The sequence below is a fragment of the Maritalea sp. genome, from assembly GCF_051251695.1.
Taxonomy (GTDB): Bacteria; Pseudomonadota; Alphaproteobacteria; order Rhizobiales; family Devosiaceae; genus Maritalea.
On sequence record NZ_JBPOEU010000073.1, the window covers coordinates 1 to 3,214 of the forward strand.

Below are 3,214 nucleotides of genomic sequence, written 5' to 3' on the forward strand. Positions count from 1 at the left end.
GCGTAAAACTGGCCCTTTTCCTTTAATAGCGGAGCAAGAATATTACTGTACCAACCACCGCCAGGCGAAATCTCGGCTACTGCCATGTCTTCCTGAACTTCAAAGAAGCGAAGAGTTTGCTGCGGATGACGATATTCGTCACGTAAACGTTGTTCGGTAGGGCGCCCTTCATCGGCTAAAGCATCGATAAGGGCATCGGCTTGAGCAAAAGAAGAAGCTAATAACGTAATAGAACAAACTAACTGCGTGGCGCGCTTAAACATGAGCAAATCCTGTAATGAGTCTTTAAACGGACCTAGTGTAGCGTTTTTTTACGCAACACTAAATATCAAGTAGCTTAAACCTATGTCGTAAATCTGCTCAAATCAGCGAAGAGCGATGGATGAAACAACGCGCTTCGCTTGCGATTAATGCAGATAATTAATGGCGGAAGTGACGCATACCAGTGAATACCATGGCGATACCATGTTCATCCGCTGCGGCGATAACTTCATTATCACGCATAGAACCCCCGGGCTGTATGACCGCGCTGATCCCAGCTGCGGCAGCGGCATCAATACCGTCACGGAACGGGAAGAACGCATCAGAGGCCATTACAGAACCTTCTACTTGTAAACCTTCATCAGCTGCTTTAATACCCGCGATTTTGGCTGAGTAAACACGGCTCATTTGGCCTGCGCCGACACCGATTGTCATGCTGTTTTTGCAATATACAATAGCGTTAGATTTAACGTACTTAGCGACTTTCCAGGTAAACATTAAGTCTTTCAGCTGTTGCTCAGTCGGTTGCACTTTAGTGACAACGGTTAAGTCTTCCATGTCAACCATGCCAAAGTCACGTTCCTGAACCAATAAACCGCCGTTTACACGTTTAAAGTCGTAGCCGTCAGTTAACTGGCCTTGCCAATCGCCGCACGCTAGTAAGCGAAGGTTCTTTTTCGCGGCAACAATCGCGACAGCTTCATCGCTAACGCTAGGGGCAATGATCACTTCTACGAACTGGCGGTCTACAATCGCTTGCGCTGTTGGGCCATCTAATTCACGGTTAAAAGCAATGATCCCGCCGAATGCTGAGGTTGGGTCTGTTTGGTAAGCGCGGTTGTATGCTTCAAGTATGTTGTCACCTAACGCTACTCCGCAGGGGTTAGCATGCTTAACGATAACGCACGCAGGCTCTGCAAACTCCTTCACGCACTCTAATGCAGAGTCGGTGTCGGCGATGTTGTTAAACGACAGCTCTTTGCCTTGTAACTGAGTAGCGGTGGCAACCGAGGCCTCTTGAATGTTGTTTTCTACGTAAAATGCAGCATCTTGATGGCTGTTTTCACCGTAGCGTAAATCTTGTTTTTTGCTCATTTGCACATTGAATGTACGGGGGAATGCACTGTGTACATGGCCGCAATCGTCAGCGCAGCTATCGCCGTGCGCATCGGACTCAATCATGGCGCCGAAATAATTGGCGATCATGCCGTCGTATTCAGCTGTGTGTTCAAATGCAGCGATAGCTAAATCGAAACGTGTATTGGCTGTTACTGAGCCATTATTGGCTTGCATCTGCTCGGTAACACGGGCGTAGTCTTTGGCGTTGACTACGATAGTCACATCATTATGGTTTTTGGCTGCAGCGCGCACCATAGTTGGGCCGCCGATATCAATGTTTTCAATCGCATCTTCAAGGCTGCAATCATCATTGGCAACGGTGGCGGCAAAAGGATAAAGGTTCACCACGACTAAATCGATTGGGTTAATGTTGTTTTCAGCCATCACTGCTTCATCTTGGCCGCGACGCGCAAGAATGCCGCCGTGAATTTTTGGATGCAGGGTTTTTACCCGGCCGTCCATGATTTCAGGGTGACCAGTATAAGCAGATGCTTCGATAACGGTTAGCCCGTTGTCTGCTAATAATTTGGCTGTACCGCCGGTCGATAAAAGCTCAACGCCTTGCTCGGCTAAGAAAGTGGCAAATTCTACAATGCCAGTTTTGTCAGAAACGCTTAATAAAGCGCGGCGAATAGGTTTTTGAGTCGTCATAGTGTGTTTATCTTCTAAAAAGGATTAACAATGATGCCAGGGGCGCGAAGTATAGCGCATACAAAAAGAGCACCCTAGGGTGCTCTTTCATTTTTTTGCTTAGTTCATGCCGTACTGTTTAAGCTTCTTGCGTAGCGTGCCACGGTTGATGCCTAACATGATTGACGCGCGGGTTTGGTTTCCGCGAGTGAAAGTCATGATTTCTTCTAACATTGGCGCTTCAACTTCGGCCATTACTAGTTCATACAAATTTTCGATATCTGTGTTGTCTAGTTGCTTAAGGTACTTATTCACTGCTTGTTTTACAGAGTCACGTAAAGGCTTCTGTGCCTGTGTTTGTGAAGGAGTCGTTACCGTAGTGGTAAAAGGAGAAGTTACATTTTGCTCGAACATATACAATCTTGCTCTTTAGTTAGTCATCGTTAGGCAGCAGGTGATACGAGGTGAGTCGTAGGTTCGCCTGCCAAGTGGTCAAAATAATGTGCCAATGAATCGAGTTGCTCTGCAGCATCATCAATCGCATTGAACCTAGCTCGGAACTGCCGCTCACGGTCATGTTCCGCTAAATACCAACCCACATGTTTGCGGGCTATCCGCGCTCCCTTAAATTCACCGTAAAATTGGTGAACATTGGCTACGTGCGCCATTAATACATTGCGCACTTCACTTAATGGGGGCGAGGGCAGTATTTCGCCAGTTTGCAGAAAGTGTTGAATTTGGCGAAATATCCAAGGGTTACCTTGGGCACCTCGGCCTATCATCAACGCATCTGCATTGGTGTATTCCAACACGTGTTTTGCACTGTGCACGCAGGTAATATCACCGTTGGCAACGACGGGTATCGACACGGCCTGTTTAATGGCTTTAATGGTGTCGTACTCAGCGTTACCTTTGTACATACAGGCCCGGGTGCGACCATGAACTGCTAAAGATTGAATACCGTTTTGTTCGGCGATCTTTGCAATTTGCACCCCGTTGCGATTGTCCGTATTCCAACCTGTGCGTATTTTTAACGTTACCGGAACCTGCACCGCTTCGACCACTGATTGAACTATTCGCTCAACCAATTGTGGATCTTGCAATAGTGCAGAGCCTGCCAACTTCTTATTTACTTTCTTAGCCGGACACCCCATGTTGATATCAACAATTTGGGCACCGTTGTCCACGTTAAACTGTGCCGCTT

3 protein-coding genes and 1 pseudogene are annotated in these 3,214 nt (G+C 47.2%); all 4 read right to left on the reverse strand.

Features of this window, described 5'->3' with window-relative positions:
* Positions 1–263: pseudogene (locus tag ACSHWX_RS17990) on the reverse strand (hypothetical protein); the annotation flags it as partial.
* Between the two features lie 157 nt (positions 264–420).
* Positions 421–2,031 carry a bifunctional phosphoribosylaminoimidazolecarboxamide formyltransferase/IMP cyclohydrolase gene (gene purH / locus ACSHWX_RS17995; protein ID WP_435669589.1) on the reverse strand — a complete coding sequence of 537 codons (1,611 nt, stop codon included), beginning with the start codon at positions 2,029–2,031 and terminating at the stop codon, positions 421–423.
* Between the two features lie 99 nt (positions 2,032–2,130).
* The gene (gene fis / locus ACSHWX_RS18000) at positions 2,131–2,424 is read right to left on the reverse strand and encodes a DNA-binding transcriptional regulator Fis (RefSeq protein ID WP_006991173.1); all 294 of its coding nucleotides are present in this window, start codon (positions 2,422–2,424) and stop codon (positions 2,131–2,133) included.
* 29 nt (positions 2,425–2,453) lie between these two features.
* Positions 2,454–3,214 (reverse strand): tRNA dihydrouridine synthase DusB (gene dusB, locus ACSHWX_RS18005; protein WP_435669590.1); only part of this gene is annotated, 761 nt, incomplete at its 5' end.

What these genes read in the sequence shown, in the direction of transcription:
- purH (WP_435669589.1), bottom strand. Translation starts at nt 2,031, where the DNA reads ATGACGACTCAAAAACCTATTCGCCGCGCTTTATTAAGCGTTTCTGAC.
- fis (WP_006991173.1), bottom strand. Translation starts at nt 2,424, where the DNA reads ATGTTCGAGCAAAATGTAACTTCTCCTTTTACCACTACGGTAACGACT.